Below are 22,577 nucleotides of genomic sequence, written 5' to 3' on the forward strand. Positions count from 1 at the left end.
GCCTGCGAAGTAAATTCACTTTTTTACAAGTAAAAAAAAATAAAAATATGTTTGACCTTGATCGTTGGGAAGAAATATTCAGTTCTATTCGCAGTAATGTATTGCGGACCGTACTTTCAGGCTTTACGGTAGCATTGGGTCTGTTCATATTTATTGTTCTTTTCGGAATAGGGACCGGTCTGAAAAATGCTTTTACGCAGGGCTTTGCGAGAGATGCTCAGAACCTGATTTCTATTTTTACAGGAAATACGACAGTAGCTTATAAAGGCCTGCAGTCGAACAGAACGGTAACGATGAATAATGATGATTACGATTTTCTGATCGGAAGTGATAAAGAGAAAGTTGGTTATTCCACGCCCAGATATACTGCCAATCTGATGGTAAAGTACGGGAAAGAAAGCGGTACTTACCAGATCAACGGCGCAGATCCGGAAGAAAAATTCATCGAGAACAGGAAAATGCTCGAAGGACGATACCTTACACCGGGGGATTTGCAGAGAAAACAAAACGTAGCTGTAGTCGGAAGAATGGTACAGCGGGATCTGATCAAAAACGGAAGCCCGGTCGGGAAAGACCTGGATATCAACGGAACAATGTTTAAAGTAGTCGGAGTATTTTCAGATGATGGCGGAGACTGGGATGAGAGGCATATTACCGTTCCGATCACAACGCTGCAGCAAATGAAAAAAGGTTCTGATACGGTAAGTGGAGTGTATATTGCGTACAACGAAAATATGACACCGGCTGAAGCCATAAAATATGGCGAACAGTTAAGAGATAAACTGAAAGCCAGAAAAAGTGTTTCTCCGGATGATGAAAATGCGGTCCGTGTGTGGAATAATGCTCAGAATATGAACGAAACTTTCATGTTTATGGCAGTACTCACAGGAATTGTAACCTTTATCGGATTGGGAACTTTGCTTGCAGGGATTATCGGGATCAGTAACATCATGGTATATATCGTAAAAGAAAGAACCAAAGAAATCGGTGTCCGGAAAGCGATTGGTGCCAAGCCGCGGAGTATAGTTGCGCTGATTGTTCAGGAAAGTGTGGTGATTACCGTTGTATCAGGGTTTGTAGGCGTAGGTGTAGGCGTTCTGGCTTTACATTTAATAGGAGACAGCCTTGAAGATTATTTTATTAAAAGCCCGAGTGTCGGTTGGGGAACCATTTTCGCAGCATTTGTGGCACTTGTTTTTTCAGGTCTGATCGCAGGATTTGTTCCTGCCTACAGAGCCTCCAAAATTAAACCTATCGAAGCATTAAGAACAGAATAATTTAATTTGAAAATTTGAGAATGAGATAATTTAAGAATGAAATTAACTTCTACCAATAACTTATAACGTACTAAAGTGAACATTTTATTTAAAAAAGATACCTGGCAGGAAATTTATTATTCATTACGGAATAATAAACTCCGCACATTCCTTACCATGATCGGAGTGGGCTGGGGGATGTTTCTGTATGTTGTTTTGCTGGGCTCTGCCAAGGGGATGGAGAATGGTTTTGATAAATTGTTTTCAGGTTTTGCGACCAATTCTATTTTTCTGTGGGCACAGAATACTTCGATCCCTTATGAAGGTTTTCCAAAGGGAAGAGATGTTAACCTGAAACTGTCTGATGTAGATGTTTTAAAAAGAAAAATTTCAGATATCGATTATATTTCACCACAGAATTCCAGGGGGAGTTTTACAGGTACTCCTGGTGAATCGATGTCAAGGAACGGGAAAAATGCCACATATTCCCTTACCGGAGATTATCCGATCGGTAATAAAATTTCAGAAAAAAAACTCATTTTCGGAAGATACATCAATGATGCGGATGTTACCGGAAATAAAAGCGTGGCCGTAATTGGTGAAGAAGTGTATAACAACTTTTTTGATTCAAAAAAGAAAGAAAATCCACTGGGTAAGTCTATCAATGTTAAAGGGCTTTTTTTCAATGTTATAGGAGTTTTCAGAGTAAGAAAAGGAGGTGGTTTTGAAAATGACCGTACCGTGTTTATCCCGCTTTCCACCTATACGAAAATGTATAATGCAGGGGAACAGATCGATATGTTTGCGATTGTCAGCAAACCCAATGTAGATGTAAACAGTGTTGAAGAAAGAGTAAAAACCGAATTGAAGGCTAAAAATCAGATTTCTCCTGAAGATACCAATGCATTCGGAAGTTTTAATCTGGGTAAAGAATTCAAAAAACTGACAGGGTTCCTGAGCGGAATGCAGCTTCTTACGATCATTGTAGGAGCACTGACAATTCTCGCAGGAGTCATTGCTATTTCAAATATTCTTCTGATCACGGTAAAGGAAAGGACCAAAGAGATCGGTATCAGGAGAGCTTTGGGAGCAAAGCCGTCTGAGGTAAGAAACCAGATTTTACTGGAAAGTGTTGTAATAACACTCAGTTCGGGACTGCTCGGGTTTATTCTCGGGATTTTTGTCCTGATGATTTTTAATATGCTCACGCAGAATCAGGATGATTTTCCATTCTATAATCCCACCGTCAACTACGGGAATGTTTTCGCTGCAATGTCGGTCATGGTGATTTTAGGATTGATCATTGGTATGATTCCTGCGCAGAGGGCAGTAAAAATAAGACCTATTGAAGCCCTGAGAAGTGAATAGGTTCCTGAAGTTGAAAAGAAACTGATAAAAACACAATCAGAATAAAAATAATATTAAAAATAAACTATATATGTGACATCGCCGGCGATATCATGTGACCATTAAAAAAATAAAAATTTACTTATGAAAAAGAAGTTCACCTGGAAAAAAGCTATTTATATTGTCCTTGGGCTTTTATTTGCGCTTGCATTATTTTCGGGAATCAGCTATTTGGTAAAGTCAAATTCTAAGCAGAGTGAAGCTTTTCTGACCAGAAAACCGAGCGTTCAGAATATGGATGATAAAGTAATGGCAACAGGAAAAATTGTTCCGAAGGAAGAAATTGAAATCAAGCCGAATATTGCTGGAATTATCGATAAAATCCTGGTGGATGAAGGGGATAGAGTAGAAGCAGGGCAGCTGATCGCAACAGTGAAAATTATTCCGAATATTGCTGAAGTAAACAATGCACAGCAGGAGGTTATGAATTCTCAGCTCCAGATCAGCAATGCAAAAATGAATGTTGACAATATGCAGAAACAGTTTGCCATGCAGCAGAAACTCTTCAGTCAGGGAGTCATTTCAAAACAGGAGTATCTGAATTCTCAGCAGCAGTTATATTCAATGCAGCAAAGTGTAAAGAATGCCAATCAGCAGCTTCAGACGGCACAGAAAAGACTGCAGATTGTAAAAACCGGGGCAACTCCGGAATTGCAGGGTCTTGCAACCACACAGATCCGTTCAAAAGCTGCGGGAACTGTTTTGGAAGTTCCTGTAAAAGTAGGAAGCCAGGTAATTGAAGCCAACTCATTTAATGCGGGAACCACCATTTGTTCGATTGCAGATTTAAATTCATTAATTTTCCAGGGGGAGATTGATGAAGCACAGGCAGGGAAACTGAAACAGGGAATGGATATGAATATTGTCATCGGTGCTTTACAGAATAAATCTTTCCCGGGAAGACTGACCATGATCGCTCCCAAAGGAAAAGATAATAACGGAACGATAAAATTCCCTGTGGAAGGGGATGTTCACAATCCTAACAATGAGTACATCAGAGCAGGATTTTCAGCGAATGGAGAAATAGTCATGAGTTCTCAGAAAAATGCTTTGCTGCTGGATGAATCTTTGGTTCAGTACGAAAAAAGGAACGGTAAAGACAAAGCTTTTGTAGAGGTGAAACAACCTGACGGAAAATTCAAAAAAGTGTATGTAAAATTAGGAGCGAGTGATGGTATCAATGTGCAGATTCTTTCAGGTATTGATAAGAATGCGGAGGTGAAAGTATGGAATCCTTCGGATAAGGATAAAGAAGAATTAAAAGAAAAGGCGAAAAAGTAATTTGTTTTATCTGAGATAAGACAGAATTAAATAAACGGTTCCAAAGAATCTTTAACCTGTTTTAAATTAAACAAAAAAGTCCCGGATTTCCGGGACTTTTTTGTCTGGCTGTTATCAGAGTTGACTGAATAAACTTTTAGATTACAGTTTTAATCTTAAACTGATCTTAAAAAACCTTGTTTGAAACTAACTCAAAAACTTAATTTCTTTGTCTTTGAATTTGTTTCTTATCACCAGTTTGTTCATGGTAGAGAGCATTTCTCTACGGAGTTTAGCCAGTTTTCTTACATTTTTATCTTCGCTGTAATCAAAAATATTGTCTTTGAAACTAAATGTGTCGCCATCTTTAAAATCGATATTGTTTTTCTTTAGTTCTCCCTGCAGCATAAGATTTGTCATGCTTTTAAGGATTAAATATTCAGATTCACCGAGAGATTTTAAAGATCTGAGCAATTGTTTTTTGTACTTTTTCTTTCCCATAATTTCAGACGATTTTTCGCTTTTTTAAGATGAATGCAAATATATATTTTTAATGAAGAGACTTTTTAAAATTACTCAAAATTTATTCCCGAATTCACAAAAGGTTTAATCTTAACTAATTTTAAGAAATTCATTGCTTAGGGCATGTAAAAGGAACTTATCAAGATGTATGTGAAATTACAGGATGATGAATCAATTATAAATTAATGAGCTGGTTGATAACCCATAATTCTCGGAAATTCCGTAATTTTGGAATTCAAAATCTAAAATCTAAAAGTAAATGGACATTATTTTTGACCTTATCGAAAAAGAAAGAGAAAGACAATCCCACGGATTAGAGCTTATTGCATCAGAGAACTTTGTATCTGAAAATGTAATGAAGGCGATGGGAAGTGTATTGACTAACAAGTATGCGGAAGGATATCCCGGAAAAAGATATTACGGAGGTTGTGAAGTAGTAGATGAGGTTGAGACATTAGCCATTGACAGAGCAAAGGAGCTTTTTGGGGTTGATTATGTGAATGTGCAGCCACACTCAGGTTCCCAGGCCAATGCTGCAATTTATCTGGCAGTTCTGAAGCCTGGTGATAAAATCATGGGGATGGATCTTTCTATGGGAGGTCACCTTACCCACGGTTCTGCAGTGAATTTCTCAGGAATTCAATATAATGTGGTTTCTTACGGTGTTCAGCAGGAAACCGGTCTGATCGATTATGACCAGATGAGAGAAGTGGCATTAAGAGAAAAACCTAAAATGCTGATCGCAGGTTTTTCGGCCTATTCAAGAGATTTAGATTATGCAAAATTCAGAGAAGTCGCAGACGAGATCGGTGCAACACTCTGGGCAGATATTGCTCATCCCGCAGGTCTGGTGGCTAAGGGATTGCTTAATTCTCCATTCGAACATTGTCACGTTGTAACCACAACGACTCACAAAACTTTAAGGGGTCCAAGAGGAGGAATGATCATGATGGGAAAAGACTTTGAAAACACGTACGGACATACGACTCCGAAGGGAGAAATTAAGCAGATGAGTCAGGTTTTGGATAGTGCTGTTTTTCCTGGAATTCAGGGTGGGCCGTTAGAGCATGTCATCGGAGCAAAGGCAGTTGCATTTGCTGAAGCGATTGATGACCAGTTCCTCACTTATGCAAAGCAGGTAAAATCAAATGCTCAGGCTTTGTCAAAGGCAATGGTAGGATTAGGATTTGATATTGTAAGCGGTGGGACTGATAACCATTTGATGCTGGTTGATCTCAGAAATAAAGGAGTTAACGGGAAAGAAACTGAAAAAGCTCTGGTAAAAGCTGATATTACCTGCAATAAAAATATGGTTCCTTTTGATGACAAATCTCCTTTCACTACCTCAGGGATCCGATTGGGAACTGCTGCAATTACTACCAGAGGACTGAAAGAAAATGATATGAATACGATCGCTGAACTTATTTCAGAAGTTGTTGATCATATTGGAAATGAAGAAGTAATTTCAGGAGTCAGAAAGAAAGTCAACGGACTCATGGAAGGAAAAGCTTTATTTAATTATTAAAAAGCTGACCGCTGTTGGCATATAGCTGACGGCTTCTAACAATATAGAGATAAAAGAGGTGCAAATAATTTGTGCCTCTTTTTAATAAAGCATATTTTCATCACCCATCGCTAATTATCCATTACCTATTACTCATTAACTATTATCCATGCAGCCCGAAAAAAAACTTTTCACTTTTGAAGAAACAAGACAGAAGCTGGTTAACTACTGCGTTTACCAGGATCGCTGTCACGCAGAGGTAGAGCAGAAGATGAAAGAATTTGTGCTTATTCCGGAAGCAAAGGAAGAAATAATCCTTTATTTATTAAGAGAAAATTATCTTAATGAAGAACGTTTTACCCGAAGCTATATCCGTGGAAAATTTTACATCAAACACTGGGGAAAGACGAAGATCAGGATACATCTTAAGCAAAAAGGTATTACGGAAAAGTTAATAATCAGATGTTATGATGAGATTCATGATGATGATTACAGGAAAACAATTCAAAAACTGTATGAAAACTACGAATCCAAACTGAAAGGATTGAAGGATTATCAGAAAAAATCAAAGACTGTTAAATATCTACTAAGCCGGGGGTTTGAGTACGATGTGATTATGCAAGTTTCTGAAAGTTAACATATATGTAATTTATAGTTTTAAACATTATTTTTTTTAAAGCATAGTTTTGTGAACGAAAAAAATAATTATGAATTTAAAACTACAAAATTTCTCAAAAGTGTCTGCGGCATTTTTGATGACGCTGTTCTCAGTTTGGGGATGGGGACAGGGAACTTTAGTGAATCCGGTTTTTTCGGAGAATTTCGGAACCCTTGCTGATGGAACTGATTTAACAACTGCTAATACTGCTTTCAGCTGGATTCGTGTAGGAACATCTACAGGATCTGCAAGTATCAATAATGAGATTGTTGCCAAGAATCCATCTGTTTTTACCGGGAGTTCAGGCTTGATCGGTGCAAAAGGCGGTAGCGTTTCTACGGTAGATAAAACGGGACTGTCTTCTTTTAATACAGGTGTTTTTACTTTCAGGTTCAGGACACCCGCTTCACTTACTTCAGCTACGATGGTTGCTGCCGTAGGTTCGGGATCCAGTTTTGGTTCAACCAATGGGTTTACGGGCGCTCAGCTTTCTGCAGCTTTCCAGATCAACGGTATAAATTTACAGATCAGAACCAGCGGAGGGTGGACAACTGTTCAGACCGTTACAGCTTCCACAAATTATACGGTAGCCATTGTATTTAATAATACAACAGGAAGTTTAAGCTACGGTGATGGTAATACCTTACCGGCAAACAGAACGGATATTTGGATAAACGGAGTGAAAACTTCCAGTCAGTATGTTGCTGCAACATCTTCTTTGTCAGCTACTGCATTCAGAATATACACGACAACTGCAGAATACGAAGTTGATGATATTGCAGTTTATAATACTCTTCCCACTGCATCTGCTACAACATGGAACGGAACATCATGGTCTAACGGAAATCCATCATCCACTCTTAATGCAGTCATTAACGCAGATTATACGGGAGCGTCTTTTACTTCAAATTCTCTAACTGTAAATGCTGCAAACACCCTTACAATTAATTCCGGACAAACTGTAACAGCAGGTAATGTTACAAATAATGGAAACATCATCGTAAATGATGGCGGTAACTTTATCCAGACCGTGGGTGGTACTTATACAACAGGAACCGGATCTTCATTCATAGTAAACAGAAACAGCACAAGTGCTGGAAACAAATATGTATTTTGGTCTTCACCCGTAGTAGACCAGAATATTTTTACAGCGTATACATCAGGTTCTTCAGCTTTAGTACCCACTTACGTTATGACCTATAATACAGGATCAAATTTGTATGATCTTGTGACAAATGCGGATAATAACTTTGTTGCCAATACGGGAAAAGGATATTCCGTAAAAGTACCTCAGGATAACGCAGGATTGTCTTTTGGTGGAACAAATAAAACACCTAACAATGGAACTTTTAATCTTTCGTTAAACGGAACAACCGGAGGGATAAACTATAATTTGATAGGGAATCCGTATCCTTCCAATCTGGATCTTAATGCTTTTTACACCGCAAATAATTCTGTGTTAGAATCTACATTGTGGTTTTGGGATAATACAACAGGGAATGTTACGACACAGACGGGAAATACTTCAGTAAATGTAGGATATGCAACAGTTAATGCTGCATCCGGAACATGGACTGAAGCGCCGGGAACACAGGCATACACTTCTGCTGCTCTTAATGGAACAGGGAATATCGCAAAAACAGGACAGGGCTTTATTGTTAAAGCAGTAACTTCAGGTACGGCTTCATTTACTAATGCAATGCGTGCTTCTGTCAATGGAGTAACACTGAACAAAAACGGAGATTCTGATACAGGGAAATTCTGGATTAAACTGACAACTTCTTACGGTAATACCGTTACCCAGGCTGTGACCTATAATCAAGGTGCATCAAATGCATATGATGTATATGATTCAAAAGCAATGGGAACGGGTTCAGACGCATTTTATTCTTTGGCAGGTGCTGAAAAGGTAATTATTCAGGGTAGAGCACCTTTTAATATTAATGATGTAGTTCTTTTAGGAACTAAACATTTTGAAAACGGAAACTTTACAGTTTCTTTATCTCATAAAGAAGGTCTGTTTGCAAATGGTCAGGCTATTTATCTGCATGACAAATCAACAGGAACCTACACTAATCTTCAGAATCAGTTGTATTCTTTTTCAGGTACTGCAGGAGAGTTTGAGAACAGATTTGAAATTGTCTACAAATTAGATGTATTAGCTACCTCAGAAACTCACAAAGATACTTTTGAAGTGTACAGAGACGGTGAAGACCTTTTTGTCAGAAACAATAAAAATATACAAACGGTTGAAATATTTGATGCGGCTGGCAGAAAAGTACACGATATTGCCGGCAATTCTACAATGATCCGTATTAAATTAGAATCTAAAGGATTGTATATCATCAGAGCGAAATCAGGAGGAAAAGAGTATTCTAAAAAAGTAATTAAATAATACATTTGAAATAATGAAAAAAACAATAATAATGTGCTCAGTAGTTCTTTCAGGTCTTGCATTTGCAGATCAGTCAGACAATCCATTTGTTTATGAGGAAGAACCACTGGAGGTAACAGCGGTAGGAGATGCTCCAGCAGCTCCCGGAGATCCCGGTGCGGTTCCCATTGATCAGTACATTCCCTTTCTTCTCATAGCCGCGGCTGCAATAACATTTACTTACGGCAGAAGAAAGAGGACAGCTTAATACATATCTTTTAATACTAAAATTTACAACTCCTGATGTTTTTACTTCAGGAGTTGCTGTATGAGATTGTACCATCTTTGAATGATGCAGCAATTATTTTAGAATTTCCGTTACCACCATGCTAAATGAAAGGATCTGTTTAATCAGGATTGTCTGTGGATGAAAGAATTTCAGAGAAAACTTATAGAGGAAAAGATCATGCAGCAGCATTGATATTTTGTAAGCTTTACTTTAAAAGATCTATCAGTTCTCTGTTTACTATCATTTGATGACCGGGTAAATATATAATTAGTAAATTTCTATATTTACAGTTTAAATCAAAATATATTCGAATAATTGTGAATAATATTACATAGAATGAAATCATTAACTGAATTCTTCAACTTTAAAATAATGTTCGCAAGTAGTATTTTAATCAAGATAATATCATTATCTTTGCAGGATATAACAAAAACACCAGAAATGCTGAATGAAAAAGCTGCGTAACGCTTTTATTGCTTTATATAATGGGGATAATATTCTGAAACTCACCGAGCTAAGGTATATTCCTAGATGGATCGTTTTTTTAATTGATGTATTCATCATTCTTTTATCAATTTTACTATCCTATTTTCTACTTGAAAAACTGAAAGTACGAGTTAACTTCCTTGAATACTTAACGGAACAGAGGATTTTATTGATCTTGATGAATATTCTTTTTATGTTTCTCTTCAAGACCTACGCTGGAATTATAAGGCATTCCACTTTTTTTGATTTTTTTAAGATCATTCTTTCTTCAGGGGGTACTTTATGTGCTTTGCTATTATTAAATTATGCAAGTGAATTTTGGTTAGGCAAATCATTATATCTTTATCCTACTCTCTTTCTTTATTTTTTTATATCTGTTTCTGTCCTGTTTTTTTTCAGAATGCTTACCAAGCAGTTTTTTAATGTTTTAATTGATATTAAAGGGTCTTCATCAAAAATAAGAGTAGCTGTAGTAGGGGTAGGGGATGCATCTGTATCTTTAGCAAGAGCTATACTTCATAATCCTAATTATCCTTACCGTTTGGAAGGTTTTCTGACCAAACGGTTAGATTCTCATAAAGCTGTATTACTGGGACATAAAATTTATAACAGTGAAAAGTTTTATAAAAATCCAGCTCTTGTTAAACAGTTTGATGCCGTTCTGATCATTAAGGAAATCATGACTAAAAATGAGCTTGAAGAATGGATGACTGCTGCACTGGATCATGGTTTAAAAGTTTTGAAGGCGCCGACTGTCAGTAAAATGAGAGATTCTGATTTGGTAGGAGGAATACGTCAGCTTCAGATTGATGATTTACTGAATCGGAGACCTATTAAAATCGAAAATAAGGATATCATTAAGAGGCACGTTGATAAAAATGTTTTGGTTACCGGAGGTGCAGGTTCCATCGGCAGTGAAATTGTACGCCAGGTTGCGCAGTTCAGCCCTTCTCTGATTGTCGTTTTAGATCAGGCAGAGTCTCCTCTTTATGAATTGGAATTGGAGTTGTTAGAAAAGTTTCCGGAACAGAAGTTTAAATTTGTATTAGCTGATATATCGAATAGCTACCGATTGGAAAAGTTATTTGAAATCTACCAGTTTTCAATGGTGTACCATGCCGCTGCTTATAAGCACGTACCGCTGATTGAAGAAAATCCGCATGAAGCGATTTTCGTCAATGTTTTAGGAACTAGAAATGTGGCTTTGCTTTCTAAAAAGTATCTTGTAAACCGTTTTGTCATGGTTTCAACCGATAAAGCAGTTAATCCTACTAATGTAATGGGAGCCTCAAAAAGAACTGCCGAATTATTTGTGCAGTCGCTGCAGAATTCTGAGGGTAATACAACAAAATTTATCACCACCCGATTTGGAAATGTATTGGGATCAAATGGATCTGTGATTCCCCATTTTAAGAAACAGATTGAAAAAGGAGGTCCTGTTACGATTACCCATCCAGATATTATCAGATATTTTATGACGATTCCTGAAGCGTGCGAACTGGTACTTCAGGCAGGAACCATGGGAGCAGGTGGTGAAATCTATGTTTTTGATATGGGAGATCCTGTGAAAATCTTAGATCTAGCCAAAAGAATGATTAAACTATCTGGTTTTACTCCTGATTTGGATATTAAGATAAAGTTCATCGGACTGCGTCCGGGAGAGAAACTATATGAAGAACTTCTGAGCAATGATGCCACAACAGTTCCTACTCATCATGAAAAAATCATGATTTCTAAGGATCCTACCGTTGATTTTAATGAAATTGAAATTCTTTTCAAACAAATCATCAAGTCTGCAGTTAAGAGAGATAAGGTACAAGTCGTTACTTTATTAAAGAAAATCGTTCCTGAATTTATCAGCAACAATTCGGAATACGAAAGCCTGGATAAAAAGAGTTCCGACAATCAGCATATACATGTTACTGAAAATATATTACAAAGCAAGTAAAATATCAAAATTCAAAACAAGTTTCAGTTTAAAATAATAAACCTATTTTTGTGAAAAATTTATTAAGAATGACTTTAAAAAAATATTGTGTATACACAGCATTAACTTTAGCTGTGTTTTCCTGTGCTCCAAGACAGGAGATTAATTATATGAAGGATATTGAAAATATTGCTTTGGATAATTCTGTTAAAAACAGCCGGAGTACTTTACAGCCAGGTGATCAGTTGGTAATAACGGTTTCAGCCAAAGATCTGGATGTGGTAAAACCTTTCAATCAAAACTATTCTTCTACTGCAACAGTTGCACAATATACTGCACCAAGCGGAAATACTCAGTTTCAGGCGGTACCAACTTCGGGACCTACATATATCGTTGATACAGATAGTAATATAGATTTTCCTCAGATAGGTTTAGTAAACACCAAAGACGAAAATGTTGAAACACTGAGAGCGAAACTGTCAGGTCTGATCTCTGCCTATGTTAAGAATCCAGTAGTTGATGTTAAATTAATTAATTTTAAAGTATCTGTATTGGGAGAAGTATCTAAACCTGGGACTTACGTAATCCCTGATGGTAATGCCACAATTTTACAAGCATTAGGTATGGCAGGTGATTTGACGACTTTTGGTTTGCGAAAGAATATCCTGATCATTAGAAATGTAGATGGGAAATTTACCCAACAAAGAATAGATATTACAAGTGCTCAATTTATAAATTCTCCTTTTTATTACTTAAAGCAGAATGACATGATTTATGTACAGCCGAATACTGTTAGAGAAAAATCGGCAAGAGTAGATCCTAATACGGGATTATATATTTCTGTAGCTTCCTTGGCGGCTTCTTTGGTGATTAGTGTTTTAGCACTTCTCAAGAACTAATTTATTAAATTTAATTAATCTTATTGTGAATAATAATGAATTTCATGAGTCGTCTCAGGAAGATGAATCTTTTAATATAAGAGAGATTGTCAAGCCTTATATTTATCGTTGGTATTGGTTGATTGCGGGAGTCATCATCGCTGTTCTTATAGCATGGTTTTTTTTAAGATACACAATTCCCGTTTACAATACAGAATCAACATTATTGATTAAAGAGGTTAAAAAATCTTCCTCTGGTCAGCCGGAAATGTCTGTACTTACTGAAATAGGGGGTGTAGGGGGTATGGGTACCAACTCGGTAGACAATGAGATTGAAATTTTCAAGTCAAAAAAATTGATGATCTCAGTTGTCAGGGAATTAGGTCTTGAAACAAATATTTTCTCTAAAGGAAAGCTTAAAGATACTGAGCTTTACAAAGATGCAGTTCCTTTTATTATAAGAGTTATTCAAGAAAAACCTCGAGGTGCTTATCCCGCAAAAGAAGTTTTTGCATCAGTACAGGGAAATTCAATTGTTTTAGAATCAGAAAGTTTTAAAGCGCCGATTACAACGACTTTTAATAAAGCACTTTCATTACCATTTGGTATAGTCATGTTTCAGAAAAATCCCAAACTGATCCAAACCAATAAACCTTTACAATATCGACTGGAATTCATGTCTGCGATGAACAGGGCCAGATCTCTGCTTGTTGCACTGAATGTAAGTTTGGTGGAAAAAAATTCTACAGTAATAAAATTAAGTATCAATCATCCCTCATCAGAAAAGGCGGAAGATATTTTAGACAGGTTGGCTGTTAATTACAACCGCGAAGCTATTTTAGATAAAAACTCGGAAGCCCAAAAAACTGCCGCATTTATTGATGAAAGAATCAAACTTATTGGTGACGAGTTAGGAAGAGTTGAGACACAGAAAGAGAATTTTAAGGTTCAGAATAACATTGCGGATATTGAAACTGAAGCTGGATTGTCTTTAGAAACGGCTTCCACGATACGCCAGCAGCAAATTGCTACAGAATCTCAGCTTGAACTGATTGGGAGTTTAATTGCAAACTTAAACAGCAGACAGGGCAATTACGAAGTTTTGCCTTTAAATGTTGGTCTTGCAGATTCAGATTCCAATTCAAATATTGAAATGTATAATCAGCTTGTATTAGAAAGAGCTAGGTTATTGCAAAATGCTACAACTTCAAATCCTATGGTGCAGGATTTGACAAAACAGATCATCAGCATCAGGAGTTCAGTATTGCAGAGTTTACAAAAGAGCAGATCTGCTCTTCAGATCTCCCGAAATAACGTACAATCTGAACAGAACAGACTGTCAGGCAGAATTTCCAAGATCCCTATTCAGGAAAAACTTTTCAGAAGTATTGAGAGGCAACAGAATATTAAAGAACAGTTGTATCTTCTTCTTTTACAGAGGAGAGAAGAGGCTGCAATTTCATTGGCGATTGCCGCACCTAAAGCAAGAGTAGTTGATGATGCTTTGACAATTAAGATGGTCTCACCTAACAGACAAGTTATATACCTTGGTGCTTTGTTGGTGGGTTTATTAATACCTTTTTTAATTATTTATTTTGTAGAATTATTTAATAATAAAATTAAATCCAAACAGGATCTAGAAAAATTATCTGAGGGTGCAACCGTTGTTGGCGAATTACCCTCCTTGGAGAAAGGTGATCCTGAGATTGTTCATCTAAATGATTTATCACCATTAGCTGAAGCTTTCAGAATTTTGATTACCAATATTAATTTCATGCTCCCTAAAAATAAAAAAGGGCATGTCGTTTTTGTAACCTCTACAGTAAAGGGTGAAGGTAAAACATTTGTTTCGGTAAATTTAGCTTTAACACTTGCAACGCCTCGAAAAAAGGTGGTGATTATTGGCTCAGATATCCGTAATCCCCAACTGCAGCGATACAATGAAAACAGAAGAGGATTGGTAGGATTGTCAGAATTTATGTATGACGATAAAATGAAAATATCTGAGATTATTCATCAGACAACATTCAATCCTTACTGTGACGTTATCTATTCGGGTGCTATTACACCAAATCCTACGGAATTGCTTTCAAATGGCAGATATCAGGAACTTATAGAAAGTTTAAAGTCAATATATGACTACATTATTTTAGATACAGCGCCTTTAATGTTAGTTACAGATTCACATTTAATCTCTGATGTAGCGGATGTAACGATTTATGTAACAAGATCCGGGTATACGGAAAAAGAGCTGGTTGGCTTTATCAATAAACAGATTCGAGATAAAAAAATAAAAAATGTAGGTTTAGTGCTTAATGATGTAAGCAAAATGAATAGCGGTTATGGCTATGGATATAAGTATGGATATGGATATTCAGCGGATCAAAAAAAATCTTTTTTTGAAAGATTTTTAAAAAATAATTAAAACAACATAATTTCAGTAATGAAATTATGGTCATATAAATGGATAGAATACACAAAATTGCAGTAATTGGTCTGGGATATGTTGGTTTACCTTTAGCGAGGCTTTTTGCAACAAAGTACCCGGTCGTAGGCTTTGATATCAATGAAAAGCGTGTTGATGAGGTCAATGCCGGAAACGATACTACTCAGGAAATTTCTGCAGAATTACTGCAGTCAGTTTTAGTTTGCAGGAATCCATTTTCAAATGCTGAGGAGGGTTCAGCAGAGATCCTATCAGAAAAAAATACAGGTCTATACTGTTCTTCAGATAGTAAAGATATTAAGGATGTAAATGTTTACATTGTAACCGTTCCCACACCTATTGACAAGCATAACAGACCTGACTTAACCCCGCTGTATAAATCAAGTGAAACTGTAGGACGGGTACTGAAAAAAGATGATATTGTTATTTATGAATCTACTGTTTACCCGGGAGTAACAGAAGAGGAATGTGTACCTGTTTTGGAAAAGATATCGGGCTTAAAATTTAACAGAGATTTTTTTGTAGGCTATTCGCCTGAACGCATCAATCCCGGAGATAAAGAACATACTGTCGAAAAAATCTTAAAAGTTACTTCAGGATCAACTCCTGAGATCGGGAAAGTTGTTGATGATCTGTATAAATCAGTTATTACTGCAGGAACTCACCTTGCGCCTACAATCAAAGTTGCAGAAGCATCGAAAGTGATTGAAAATTCACAGAGGGATCTTAATATTGCTTTTATGAATGAGCTGGCAAAGATTTTTTCATTAATGAATATTGATACCCATGATGTGTTGGAGGCCGCAGGAACCAAATGGAATTTTTTAAAATTCAGACCTGGTTTGGTGGGTGGCCACTGTATTGGGGTAGATCCATTTTACTTAGCTCAAAAAGCGCAGGAAATAGGATATTATTCTGAATTGATTTTAGCAGCAAGAAGGTTAAATGATTCGATGGGGGCATTTGTAGCATCTCAGGTTGTTAAACTGATGATAAATAATGATCTTAAAATCAGAGGTGCAAAGATTTTAAATCTGGGAATTACTTTCAAAGAAAACTGTCCTGATATCAGGAACTCAAAGGCTATTGATGTGATTACAAATTTACAGGAATATGGCGCTGATGTTATTACCTATGATCCATGGGCAGATTCTGAAGAAGTTAGATATGAGTATGATCTTCCCAGCTATATGGATCTGAACGAACAAAAACTGGCTGAGGCGCTCAAAATAAAATTTGACGCAATTATTTTAACGGTTTCACATCAGGAATTTTTAAGCTTAAACCTGTCTGAATATCTTAAAGAGAATGGAGTTATCTACGATGTAAAAGGAGTTTTATCGAAAGAAATAGCATCCAGACGGCTATAATTTCTCCTGATGGAAAACGCTCTGACAATCTAAAAATTTACAGTCTAAAAACAAATAATAGAAATGCAAAAACTGGAACACGACATAAGACCCTGGGGAGAATATTGGGTGCTTGAAGATGCAGAAACCCATAAGGTAAAGAGGATTTTAGTTAATCCGGGTCAACGTTTATCCCTTCAATATCATCATTACCGTGCAGAGGTTTGGACTGTCATTTCCGGCATAGGAATAATTACAATCAATGATGAAGTAAAAGAATATAAAATTGGTGATGTTGCACAGATTCCTGTTGGAGCTCAACACAGAATGGAGAATAAAACAGCTGAACCTGTTATTTTTATTGAAGTTCAGTACGGTACTTATTTTGGAGAAGACGATATTGTAAGAGTTGAAGATGATTATAACCGTTCATGAAAATCTATAATGTAATTTTATCAGGCGGAATCGGAAGTCGATTATGGCCGCTCTCCCGAAAACAGCATCCGAAGCAGTTCCTGAAATTGTTTTCAGGAAAATCACTATTTGAACTTACTGCAGAAAGAAATGCGTCAATAGTTGATGAGGTAATGGTGGTGGGCAATACAGATCATATTGAACTAAGCCGAAAACTTTTGATTGATATAGCTCTGCCTCAAAAATTTATTACCGAAACCCAGGCAAGAAATACAGCCGCTGCGATTGCATTTGCCGCTCTTGCCGTAACTCCGGAAGATATTTTGATTGTTACACCTTCAGATCATCTGATACAGAATCAGGACAGCTATAATAAAGCTATCAGAGATGCTATTGATTTAGCAAAAAAAGATTTCCTGGTTACCTTTGGTGTTGTGCCTTCCAAACCTGAAACTGGGTATGGTTATATAGAATATGAAGGCAAAGATGTTTTGTCATTCAGGGAAAAGCCGAATACTGAAACTGCTCAGGAGTTTTTAGACCGTGGGACTTTTTTATGGAATTCCGGAATGTTTTGTTTTAAAGCCGGAGTATTATTAGAAGAACTGAAAAATTACCAGCCTGAAGTATATGAAACATGCCTGGAGACCTGGAAACTTTCTTTAAATCATATCATTGATGAATCTGCATCTCTCAGAATTCCTTCAATCAGCATTGATTATGCGGTGATGGAACGTTCAAAGAGAATAAAAGTAGTTCCGGCTCATTTTAGATGGAATGATCTGGGATCTTTTGAATCTTTATATGATTATCTGCGTTCGTACGGTCATTCTGTGGATGAGAGCGGAAATATGATCATTGGAACTGATATTTTCACTGCTTTCGTAGGAATGAGAAATTGCATATTGGTTCATACCAATGATGCTATTTTGATTCTGCAAAAAGAAAAGTCGCAGGATGTAAAGAAGATTTACAATCAGCTGGAAAAATACCAGTCAGTTTTAAGATAGGAATAAAGATGCCATGATTCTGAAAAAGCTAAAAATATCCTTTTATGTCTTTAAGCAGAAATTGACAGATAATCCTCAAAATTCTAATCCTGTATGAACAAAAAACTATTATTTTCAGTTATTTTTAAAAGAAGCTAATTGTTTAATATAATACTAAAATGAAATTACCTACACTAATAAATCTTCCTAAGATTCTAGACAAAAGGGGGAATTTATCTTTTTTTGAACATCCGAATCAATTGCCTTTTGACATTGCCAGGACGTACTGGATTTATGATGTTCCGGGAGGAGAAGTCAGAGGAAGCCATGCATTTAAAGAGCAACAGGAATTTATTGTTGCACTGTCAGGGAGTTTTGATGTAATATTAAATGATGGTCAGAAGGAGGAGAAATTTTCACTTAACAGATCTTATCATGGGTTATATATTCCTACAATGTATTGGAGGAGTTTAGAGAACTTCTCTACAAATTCACTGGCTCTTATTGTCTCAGATAAATTGTACGATGCAGATGATTATATCAGAAATTACGAACAGTTTAAAATGTTAAGAAATGGATAAGATATCAGTTTTTGACTGTTCAGTAATTGATCTAGGGAAAATTAATTTCGATGAAGGAAATCTTACAGTTGTTGAAAGTGATTCAGATTTTCCATTCAATGTAAAAAGAGTATTCTACCTTTATGATATAGCAGGAGGTGAAAGCCGGGGAGCTCATGCACATAAAGAATGCCATCAGTTTCTCATCGCTGCGAGCGGTAGTTTTGAGGTAGGTCTAGATGATGGGAAATATAAAAGACAGGTGTTTCTTAATAGACCAAATATCGGCCTACACATTCCGCCCGGAGTATGGGCATCGGAAATAAATTTTTCCTCAGGAGCAATTTGTCTTGTACTGGCATCTCATCAATATAATGAAGCTGATTATATCAGAGATTACGAACAATATATCAAGCTAAAAAATGGATAAAAAAATAATCTGCATAGCAGGCAAAAATAATATAGCGGTTGATGTCGCACAATATATTCGACATCAATATCCTGAATTTACATTGGTTGCATGTTGTAATACGAATGATACCGGTAACAACAGTTTTCAAAGATCATTCAGAAATTTTTGTGATTTAAATAATATTCTTATTGTTGAATTAAAAGATCTGTATAGCATTGTAGATCTTATTTTTCTCAGTCTTGAATATGACAAAATAATTAAAACCGAATTCTTTTCAAGCACCAGACTGTTTAATATCCATTTTTCCTATCTTCCAGAATATAAAGGAATGTACACTTCTGCTTTGCCAATACTGAACGGCGAAACGTATACAGGAGTCACATTGCACAAAATTGATTCAGGAATCGATACAGGAGATATAATTTCGCAGCAAAAAATTATTTTAAATGAAGAGGTTACAGCAGAGAAATTATACTCTATGTATATTGATTATGGCTCTAGATTAGTAATAAGTAAACTGCAGGAATTAATTTACAATGATTTTACCAGCCATATACAACCAGGTAAATTATCAACTTATTACTCAAAAAAAGCTATTGACTATGGAAACATTATTATTAATCTTAATAAGACAGCATATGAAATAAGCAAGCAGATTAGAGCATTTGTATTTCCTGCCTATCAACTTCCCAAGGTATTTGGATATGAAATTTATGATGGTCATATTACTGATGTAAAGTCCACTGTCAAAGCAGGTACCTTGCTTAAAGATGATGAGTTTTCTATCTTAGTAAGTTCAATCGATTATGATATCAGATTATTAAAGGATTTACGCAAAAATTTATTTGATTTTACCAGAGAAGGAAACCTGAATAGTTTAAAATACTATATTGATAAAGGTTATGATATTTTTCAACGTTCAGAAGAAGGTTGGGATTTAGCTATTATCGCAGCATATAATGGTCGGTACGCTTTTCTTGAATACCTTATAGAAAATTTAAATTGGGATGTGAATACAAAAAATAATAATGGAACCACTTTAACAATGTATTTGATGACGTATTGTTCTAAAAATAATGAGCCGGCTATGTTGGAAAATTACCTAAAAAAATACATTCCGCAAAAAGACCAGATTGACTTCTCAGGTAATAATATTGTATATTATACTGAAAAATATAATAATTTTGAAGTCATACAGATAATTAAAAATTACTTTAAATGATCAAATTTCTTGATTTACAGAAAATAAATCTTGCCTATCAGCAGGAGATAGAAGAAAAAATACTTAGTACATTTCGTTCAGGATGGTATCTTTTGGGAAATGAAGTTAACAGTTTTGAAGATAAGTTATCTCAATATATTGGAGCTGACCATACAATAGGTGTTGCCAATGGTTTAGATGCTTTACGATTAATTTTCCGTGCATATATAGAACTTGGGATAATGCAAAAAGGCGATGAAATCATTGTTCCTGCCAATACCTATATTGCATCAATACTGGCTATTTCTGATAATGGGTTAGTTCCTGTACTGATAGAACCGGAAATCAATTCACAAAATATAGATATATCTAAAATTGAGGAGAAAATTTCCGATAGGACAAAAGGGATCATGGTTGTACATCTTTACGGACGGGTGATTTTTTCTGCAGAATTAAAAAGAATTGCAGAGAAGTACCAACTCAAAATCATAGAAGATAATGCACAGGCTATTGGTGCAGAATGGAACGGTCTAAAAACTGGAAATTTAGGTGATGCGGCAGGATTTAGCTTTTATCCCGGAAAAAATTTGGGAGCGTTAGGTGATGCAGGAGCAGTGACTACCAATGACAGTAACCTGGCAAAAACAATCCGGACTCTGGCAAATTATGGCTCCAATGAAAAGTATGTAAATATTTTTCAAGGATTAAATTCCAGATTAGATGAAATACAGGCTGCTGTCCTCTCGGTAAAATTAAAATATATTGATGCTGAGAATAACAGAAGAAGAGAAATTGCGATACGGTATACAAAAGAAATAAAAAATCCTGCTGTTATTCTTCCTGAAATACCAGACAGTTCAAAAGAACATGTTTGGCATTTATTCGTTATCAGAACCGGGCAGAGAGAAAATCTTCAGGCATATCTTACAGAAAATGGTATCCAGACTTTGATTCATTATCCTATTCCTCCTCATAAACAGAAAGCTTATAAGGATTGGAACAATCTTTCATTTCCAATCACTGAAATGATACACAATGAGGTTTTGAGTCTGCCAATAAGCCCTGTGATGGAAGAGGAAGATATTAACAAAGTTATTCAAGCGATCAATAGCTATTCATAAAAGTAAAAAAGTTGTTTAATATTCATAATTATCTTGTTTTTCATCAAAACTTATTATTGTATAATTGTAAAATGAGTAATTGCTGATCCTATTCAGAATCCTATAAATTCGAAAAAATAAATTAAAATATCCAGTTTAGCTGAGACGGTTTTTTCTTTGCTTTATTAAGTTATATATTTGTAAAATAAGATGACATTACAAGTACAATTTGTACAATTAATTGAGCTCAACTGTTTTTAGTATGAGTTTATTATTACAAAATTTTATTGATCAGACATGCACCATTTAAATTTTAAGTCAGTTACCTTTTTTTATCCAAGCAGAGTAATCGGAGGAGCGGAATTCTTATTTTTTAGGCTTGCTGTATATCTTTTAAGTAAGTATGGTGTTTCGATATCTTATATTGATTATCATGACGGTGTCGTGAAGAAAATGTTTGAAAATGAAAATGAAAATATAAATATCAATTTTCTGGAATATACTGGCTCCAGTACAATTGAAGTAAATTCTGATTCTGTTTTGATAACCCCTTTATCATCCGTGTATGATATATTGTTTTGTTTAAAGGGGCAGTTCAGAATATTTTTTTGGTCAATCCATCCTTCCGGATTATACAATTCAGTCAAATTGAATAACAGGTATCATTTAAATAGCATACCATTGGCCAAAATTGGTAATGATTTAGATTTGATGATCAGTAAAAAAGGTGTGTTTTTTATGGATGAAACCAATCTGTCATTTCAGCAAGATATCTTTAATTTTAAAAGAACACCCGATTTTTTTGTACCTATTTTCTACGAAAAACGAAAAGGTAAACATAAAAATGTAAATAAAGATCATATCCATCTTGGTTGGGTGGGACGGTTAAGTTTTGATAAAATATTTTCTCTGATTAATGTTATCCATCATTCGATTAATTTTGCACATGAACATTTAAATAAAAATCTGACAATTCATATAATAGGTGAAGGAGATGATAAAAATAAAATTGAACAAATAAAACTACCCAGTAATGTGCAGATTATTTTTCTAGGTACACTTGTAGGAGAAAGCCTTACCGATTATGTCAATAATAATTTTGATTTGGTTTTTGCTATGGGGACTTCAGCATTGGAAATGGGTAGTATGAAGAAACCTGTTATTTTAGTGGATTTTAAATTTACTCCTTTTCCTGAAAATAATAAATTTAGATGGTTATATCAAGCAGAAAATTATAATGTTGCAGAAAAGTTTGATCCGAATCTGGTTAGAAAGTTAAGTTTTACAGAACTGATTGAGTTGGTAAGTAAAGAAAAACATTATGATGAGGCTGAAAAATGTTATCATTACGTTGAAAGTAACCATTCATTACATGCTGTAGGAGAAAAAATTATTAACGGTATCAATCAGAGTGATTTGTTTTTTGAAGATCTGTATAAAACAAGTTTTAAAATATCTGTTATCCTTAAAATTTTAAAATTCAGTAAAAGATATTTAATAAATAATAGACAAAAAATACGCCTATGAAGTTAATCTTTCATTTTA

Annotated in this window: 19 protein-coding genes; 18 read left to right on the forward strand and 1 reads right to left on the reverse strand. The window is 35.5% G+C overall.

Annotated elements, in window-relative coordinates:
- Positions 1–47: 47 nt before the first annotated feature.
- The 3 genes from AC2A07_RS06465 (at position 48) to AC2A07_RS06475 (ending at position 3,944) form a co-directional block, all read left to right on the forward strand.
- On the forward strand, positions 48–1,277 hold the full coding sequence (locus AC2A07_RS06465; RefSeq protein ID WP_314494093.1) for an ABC transporter permease: 1,230 nt from the start codon (positions 48–50) through the stop codon (positions 1,275–1,277).
- Positions 1,278–1,352: 75 nt separating this feature from the next.
- A complete protein-coding gene (locus AC2A07_RS06470; RefSeq protein ID WP_484049742.1) occupies positions 1,353–2,624 on the forward strand; it encodes an ABC transporter permease in 1,272 nt (423 codons plus the stop codon).
- A gap of 123 nt (positions 2,625–2,747) precedes the next feature.
- Positions 2,748–3,944, forward strand: coding sequence for an efflux RND transporter periplasmic adaptor subunit (locus AC2A07_RS06475; RefSeq protein WP_484049743.1), 1,197 nt, complete (start codon positions 2,748–2,750; stop codon positions 3,942–3,944).
- A 186-nt stretch (positions 3,945–4,130) separates the two neighbouring features.
- Here the strand turns inward: AC2A07_RS06475 and AC2A07_RS06480 are convergent, their stop codons facing one another.
- The gene (locus AC2A07_RS06480) at positions 4,131–4,424 is read right to left on the reverse strand and encodes a hypothetical protein (RefSeq protein ID WP_314494088.1); all 294 of its coding nucleotides are present in this window, start codon (positions 4,422–4,424) and stop codon (positions 4,131–4,133) included.
- Between the two features lie 280 nt (positions 4,425–4,704).
- Here AC2A07_RS06480 and glyA point away from each other — a divergent pair, with 280 nt between their 5' ends.
- The 15 genes from glyA (at position 4,705) to AC2A07_RS06555 (ending at position 22,559) form a co-directional block, all read left to right on the forward strand.
- Positions 4,705–5,970 carry a serine hydroxymethyltransferase gene (glyA, locus tag AC2A07_RS06485; RefSeq protein WP_484049744.1) on the forward strand — a complete coding sequence of 422 codons (1,266 nt, stop codon included), beginning with the start codon at positions 4,705–4,707 and terminating at the stop codon, positions 5,968–5,970.
- A 148-nt stretch (positions 5,971–6,118) separates the two neighbouring features.
- Complete coding sequence (locus AC2A07_RS06490) at positions 6,119–6,586, forward strand: regulatory protein RecX (protein ID WP_484049745.1); 468 nt, start codon at positions 6,119–6,121, stop codon at positions 6,584–6,586.
- A 70-nt stretch (positions 6,587–6,656) separates the two neighbouring features.
- Positions 6,657–9,002 (forward strand): T9SS type A sorting domain-containing protein, encoded by a 2,346-nt coding sequence (locus tag AC2A07_RS06495; RefSeq protein WP_484049746.1) that lies wholly within the window; start codon positions 6,657–6,659, stop codon positions 9,000–9,002.
- A 31-nt stretch (positions 9,003–9,033) separates the two neighbouring features.
- Positions 9,034–9,249 (forward strand): hypothetical protein, encoded by a 216-nt coding sequence (locus AC2A07_RS06500; protein ID WP_314494080.1) that lies wholly within the window; start codon positions 9,034–9,036, stop codon positions 9,247–9,249.
- Positions 9,250–9,718: 469 nt separating this feature from the next.
- Positions 9,719–11,704, forward strand: coding sequence for a polysaccharide biosynthesis protein (locus tag AC2A07_RS06505; protein WP_484049747.1), 1,986 nt, complete (start codon positions 9,719–9,721; stop codon positions 11,702–11,704).
- Positions 11,705–11,754: 50 nt separating this feature from the next.
- Positions 11,755–12,582 (forward strand): polysaccharide biosynthesis/export family protein, encoded by an 828-nt coding sequence (locus AC2A07_RS06510; protein ID WP_484049748.1) that lies wholly within the window; start codon positions 11,755–11,757, stop codon positions 12,580–12,582.
- Between the two features lie 25 nt (positions 12,583–12,607).
- Positions 12,608–14,986, forward strand: coding sequence for a GumC family protein (locus tag AC2A07_RS06515; protein ID WP_484049749.1), 2,379 nt, complete (start codon positions 12,608–12,610; stop codon positions 14,984–14,986).
- A 38-nt stretch (positions 14,987–15,024) separates the two neighbouring features.
- A complete protein-coding gene (locus tag AC2A07_RS06520) occupies positions 15,025–16,377 on the forward strand; it encodes a nucleotide sugar dehydrogenase (protein WP_484049750.1) in 1,353 nt (450 codons plus the stop codon).
- Between the two features lie 72 nt (positions 16,378–16,449).
- On the forward strand, positions 16,450–16,791 hold the full coding sequence (locus AC2A07_RS06525) for a phosphomannose isomerase type II C-terminal cupin domain (protein WP_484049828.1): 342 nt from the start codon (positions 16,450–16,452) through the stop codon (positions 16,789–16,791).
- Positions 16,788–17,780, forward strand: coding sequence for a mannose-1-phosphate guanylyltransferase (locus AC2A07_RS06530; RefSeq protein ID WP_484049751.1), 993 nt, complete (start codon positions 16,788–16,790; stop codon positions 17,778–17,780). The genes AC2A07_RS06525 and AC2A07_RS06530 overlap by 4 nt, the downstream gene beginning before the upstream one ends.
- A 158-nt stretch (positions 17,781–17,938) precedes the next feature.
- Positions 17,939–18,340 carry a sugar 3,4-ketoisomerase gene (locus tag AC2A07_RS06535; protein WP_484049752.1) on the forward strand — a complete coding sequence of 134 codons (402 nt, stop codon included), beginning with the start codon at positions 17,939–17,941 and terminating at the stop codon, positions 18,338–18,340.
- Positions 18,333–18,749, forward strand: a complete 417-nt coding sequence (locus AC2A07_RS06540) for a sugar 3,4-ketoisomerase (protein WP_484049753.1) — start codon at positions 18,333–18,335, stop codon at positions 18,747–18,749. Before AC2A07_RS06535 ends, AC2A07_RS06540 begins: the two co-directional genes overlap by 8 nt.
- On the forward strand, positions 18,742–19,953 hold the full coding sequence (locus AC2A07_RS06545; RefSeq protein ID WP_484049754.1) for a formyltransferase family protein: 1,212 nt from the start codon (positions 18,742–18,744) through the stop codon (positions 19,951–19,953). The genes AC2A07_RS06540 and AC2A07_RS06545 overlap by 8 nt, the downstream gene beginning before the upstream one ends.
- Complete coding sequence (locus tag AC2A07_RS06550) at positions 19,950–21,053, forward strand: DegT/DnrJ/EryC1/StrS family aminotransferase (protein WP_484049755.1); 1,104 nt, start codon at positions 19,950–19,952, stop codon at positions 21,051–21,053. Before AC2A07_RS06545 ends, AC2A07_RS06550 begins: the two co-directional genes overlap by 4 nt.
- A gap of 276 nt (positions 21,054–21,329) precedes the next feature.
- Positions 21,330–22,559, forward strand: a complete 1,230-nt coding sequence (locus tag AC2A07_RS06555) for a hypothetical protein (protein WP_484049756.1) — start codon at positions 21,330–21,332, stop codon at positions 22,557–22,559.
- Positions 22,560–22,577: the final 18 nt, after the last annotated feature.

The organism is Chryseobacterium sp. HNCC26DJ238 (genome assembly GCF_057180465.1).